Genomic DNA, 4,090 nt, shown 5'->3' on the forward strand with positions numbered 1-4,090 from the left:
CCCGCCCCGCCGGGCGCTGCTCCCGGGCGCTGCTCCCGGGCGCTGCTCCCGGGCGCTGCTCCTAGGCGCTGGTGCCGTGGGCCCGGGCGCCCAGGACCCGCGCCGCCACCGCCGCCTCCGAGCGTGGCGCGAACACCGCGGCGGGCGAGGAGTCCCGGGCGCGGCGCGCGGCGACCGCGCGCGCGGCGTCGTCGGCGACCAGGTCGGCGTTCAGGGCGGCGCCGGCGAGCACGCCGGCCGCGGCCGAGGAGCCGACCTGCGCCACGAGGTCGGCGGCGTTGCCCGCCACCCGCAGCCCCGGGACGTCCGTGGCCCCGGCGGGCCCGGCGGGCAGGGCGCTGCCCACGACGTGCCCCATCACCTCGACGTCCACCGGCCGCAGGCCCAGGCCGGCGAGGAACCCGGCGCGCACCAGCGGACGCGAGGCCACCGCCAGCGCCCGGGCGGGCACCACGTGGCCGTCGGCGAGCTGCACGCCGGTGAGCGCGCCGCCCTGCACGCGCACGCCGGCGGCGGGCCCGTCGACGACGGCGACGCCGCGGGCGGCGAACTGCTCCCACTGCTCGGGCGAGGGTTCGGCGCCGTGCAGGACGACGGTGACCTCGTCGCTGAGCTGGCGCCACATCAGCGTCTGGTGGAAGGACACCGGGCTGGTGGCGAGCACGGCGATCGGCTGCCCGCGCACCTCCCAGCCGTGGCAGTACGGGCAGTGCAGCACGTCGCGGCCCCACCGCTCGCGCAGCCCGGGCACGTCCGGCAGCTCGTCGACGGCGCCGGTGGCCACCAGCAGCGCCCGCGAGCGCAGCACCCGCCCGCCGTGCAGGACCACCTCGAAGCGCGCGGGCCCGTCGCCGGGCAGCCGGCGGGCGTCGGCGGCCTCGCCGTCGACGACCGTGCCGCCGTAGCCGGCGAGCTCGCGCCGGCCCAGGGCCGTCAGCTCGCGCGGGGGCACCCCGTCACGGCTGAGGTAGTTGTGCACGCCCGCGGCGGGGGCGTTGCGGGGCTCGCCCGCGTCGACGACGACCACGCTGCGCAGCGAGCGCGCCAGCGCCACCGCCCCGCTCAGCCCGGCGGCACCGCCGCCGACGACCACCGCGTCCCACACCCCGGGGACGTCCCGTCCCGCGACCTTCTCCACGACCTGCTCGTCCACGTGGACCACCTCCGCGGGGGAAGGTGCCCCCACGGGTGGGGCGGGGTCGAGCGTGCGTGCCGGAACGGCAAACGGGGCCGGTGGGTCAGAGGTAGCGCAGCGGGTCGAAGTCGGCCAGGGAGATGATCCGCACGCGCGGCAGGACGACGTTGAAGGCGCGCACGTCGTCCTCGAGGTCGTAGACGCGCAGGCCCCGCTCGGACAGGGCGGCGTACTGGTTGTTGACGAACTCGCGGAAGGCGAACAGGCCCACGCGGCGCGTTCCGTCGAGCAGGGCGTCGATCTGCGGCAGGAAGTCGCCGTCGTGGCTGGCGAGCAGCACGTCGCCCTCGCGGCCGGCCAGCGCCTCCAGCGTGCGCTGGATGCCGATGTCGACGACCTTCTCCCCCGGCCCGCCGGACAGCGGGATCGGCTGGTAGCCCAGCGCCAGCAGCGCCTGCACGAACGACATCGGCAGGTAGCCGGAGCTGGCGTTGAGGAAGAACAGGCCCTTGGCGGGCTGCTGGTGGGTGGTGCGGGCGAAGTCCAGCAGGCGCTCCCAGCGGGGGCGCTGCTCGGGGGCGGGCCGGCCGTCGAGGATCGAGGCGCCCAGGGTGGCGTCGATGTTCTCCCCGTCCACCACGACGTAGGTGGTGCTGGTCCCGCTGGCCGTCGCGCTCGTCACGCCCCGAGGCTAGCGCCCGCCCCGCCCCCGGTGAGCGGGCGCGGGGTCGGGAGCGGGCAGGCGGGCGGCCCAGGAGGCCAGGTGCTCGCGCAGCTCCGGCGGCTCCAGGACGGTGAAGCGCGCCCCCGTGCGCAGCAGCGCGAAGGCCGCCCAGTCCAGGGAGGTCGTGCTCACCCGCAGCTCGCAGCGCTGCTCCCCGTCGGCCTCCACGCGCGCCCACGGGCCCAGCGCGCGGCGCACCCGGGCCGCCGGCGCCTCCACGAGGGCGCGCACCTCGTGCCGGGCGGCGCCGCCGTCGAACCGCCGGCGCACGAACTCGCCGGCGTCGCCGCCGGGCACCTCGCGCGGGGCGAACACCCGCCCCGTTCCGCGCACCCCGGCGACGCGGTCCAGGCGGAAGACCCGCCAGTCGTGCCGGTCCAGGTCGTGCGCCAGCAGGTACCAGTACGGGTCCATCCGCACGAGCCGGTGCGGGTCGGCGCGGCGCGCCACCACCTCGCCGTCGGCGCCGGTGTGCTCGAACTCCACGCCCTGGCGGCCCCGGCACGCCTGCGCCAGCGCCGTGAGCACGGCCGCGTCGACGACGGCGACCGGTTCCGCCCAGCGCGCCGGCACGGTGGCCTCCCCCAGGGCCTCGGCGCGCCGGCGCAGCCGCGCGGGCAGCACCGCGCCCACCTTCGCCAGCGCCCGCACCGACGCCTCCGCGGTGCCGGCCACCGCGGAGGAGGCGGCGGCCTGCAGGCCCACCACCAGGGCGACGGCCTCGTCGTCGTCGAGCACCAGCGGCGGCAGGCTCGCCCCCGGCAGCATCCGGTAGCCGCCCGCGCCGCCGCGGTGGGCCTGCACGGGGTAGCCCAGCTCGCGCAGCCGGTCCACGTCGCGGCGCAGGGTGCGCAGCGAGACCTCCAGGCGCGCGGCCAGCTCCGCGCCGGCCACGAGGCGGTGCGACTGCAGCAGCGACAGCAGCTGCAGGGTGCGGGCGCTGGTGGACACGGACCCCTCCTCGGATCGGCGCGGACCCGCTCGGGGCAGCGGTCGGGAACTGTCACCTTCGGGCAGGAGTGTGGAGGCATGACCACGACGACGAACACCCCCGGCACCACCCCCGCCCCTCCCGCCACCGCCGCCGGCGCCGCGAGCCGGGAGGTGGAGGACCTGCTGAGCGCGCTGGCCCTGCACCGCGGCTTCCTGCGGCACACCGTGCGCGGCCTGACCGACGAGCAGGCCGCGCGGCGCACCACCGTCAGCGAGCTGTGCCTGGGCGGGCTCGTCAAGCACGTCACCCTCGTGGAGTCCGGGTGGACCGGGTTCCTCACCGAGGGCCCCGAGGCCGTCAGCGGCACCGACGGCGACACCTGGGCCGACGGGTTCCGGGTGCTGCCCGGCGAGCGCCTGGCCGACGTCCTCGACGCCTACGACGCGGTGGCCCGGCGCACCGAGGAGGTCGTGCGCTCCCTGCCGGACCTGGACGCCGACCGGGAGCTGCCGCCGGCGCCGTGGTTCGAGCCGGGGGCGCGCTGGTCGGCGCGGCGGGTCCTGCTGCACGTGCTGGCCGAGACCACCCAGCACGCCGGGCACGCCGACGTGCTGCGCGAGTCCCTCGACGGGCAGAAGACGATGGGCTGAGCCCCGCGCACCGCAGGACCGGGGGCCGGCGCGCATCGACCGGCCCCCGCCGGGGTACCTGCACGCCATGAGCGGGAAGTCGGCGGAGGACTACGGCGAGGACTACACGGAGCCGGAGCTGCGCGAGCGGCTCAAGGAGGAGATCAAGGCCGGCGACAAGGGCGGGGAGCCCGGCCGGTGGAGCGCGCGCAAGAGCCAGCTGCTCACGCACGAGTACGAGGCGCAGGGCGGTGGCTACCGCCACCCCGAGCGGCGCAGCGAGTCCCAGCAGCACCTGCAGGAGTGGACCGGGCAGGACTGGCGCACCGCCGACGGCTCGACGCGGGCCCGCACCGGCGGGGGCACCCAGCGCTACCTGCCCGAGGCGGCGTGGGAGCTGCTGAGCGAGGAGGAGGAGCGCGCCACCGAGGAGCGCAAGCGCTCCGGGCGGGGCCAGCACGTCGCCGACACCGACGCGGCCCGGCACGCCCGCGAGGCCGCCGAGCTGATCGACCTCACCGCCGCCGAGGCGGCGCAGCGGGTGCGGCGCATGGACGACGCGGACGAGCTGGACCGCGCCGAGCGGGCGGAGAAGGAGCTCGGCAAGGGCCGCAAGACGGTGCTGGGGGCCGTCGAGCACCGCCGCGCCCAGCTCTGAACCCTCCCCC

Annotated in this window: 5 protein-coding genes; 2 read left to right on the forward strand and 3 right to left on the reverse strand. The window is 77.9% G+C overall.

From position 1 onward, the window contains the following. Positions 1–61: 61 nt before the first annotated feature. From GTR00_RS15925 to GTR00_RS15935, 3 genes are all read right to left on the reverse strand, one after another. The gene (locus GTR00_RS15925) at positions 62–1,153 is read right to left on the reverse strand and encodes an NAD(P)/FAD-dependent oxidoreductase (RefSeq protein WP_323132528.1); all 1,092 of its coding nucleotides are present in this window, start codon (positions 1,151–1,153) and stop codon (positions 62–64) included. Between the two features lie 85 nt (positions 1,154–1,238). Further along, complete coding sequence (locus GTR00_RS15930; protein WP_166612573.1) at positions 1,239–1,817, reverse strand: NYN domain-containing protein; 579 nt, start codon at positions 1,815–1,817, stop codon at positions 1,239–1,241. Positions 1,818–1,826: 9 nt separating this feature from the next. Further along, a complete protein-coding gene (locus GTR00_RS15935) occupies positions 1,827–2,810 on the reverse strand; it encodes a helix-turn-helix transcriptional regulator (protein ID WP_166612574.1) in 984 nt (327 codons plus the stop codon). A gap of 78 nt (positions 2,811–2,888) precedes the next feature. On the opposite strand from GTR00_RS15935, the gene GTR00_RS15940 reads away from it, so the two are divergent. Beyond that, on the forward strand, positions 2,889–3,443 hold the full coding sequence (locus GTR00_RS15940) for a DinB family protein (RefSeq protein WP_166612575.1): 555 nt from the start codon (positions 2,889–2,891) through the stop codon (positions 3,441–3,443). Positions 3,444–3,510: 67 nt separating this feature from the next. Continuing rightward, entirely contained in the window at positions 3,511–4,080 is a 570-nt protein-coding gene (locus GTR00_RS15945) for a hypothetical protein (RefSeq protein WP_166612576.1), read from the forward strand. The last annotated feature ends 10 nt before the right edge of the window (positions 4,081–4,090 follow it).

The sequence above is a fragment of the Kineococcus indalonis genome, assembly GCF_009906395.1.
GTDB lineage: Bacteria > Actinomycetota > Actinomycetes > Actinomycetales > Kineococcaceae > Kineococcus > Kineococcus indalonis.

Excerpts from the sequence above, each read along its gene's own strand:
- GTR00_RS15940 (WP_166612575.1), top strand. The coding sequence starts at position 2,889 with ATGACCACGACGACGAACACCCCCGGCACCACCCCCGCCCCTCCCGCC.
- GTR00_RS15945 (WP_166612576.1), top strand. The coding sequence starts at position 3,511 with ATGAGCGGGAAGTCGGCGGAGGACTACGGCGAGGACTACACGGAGCCG.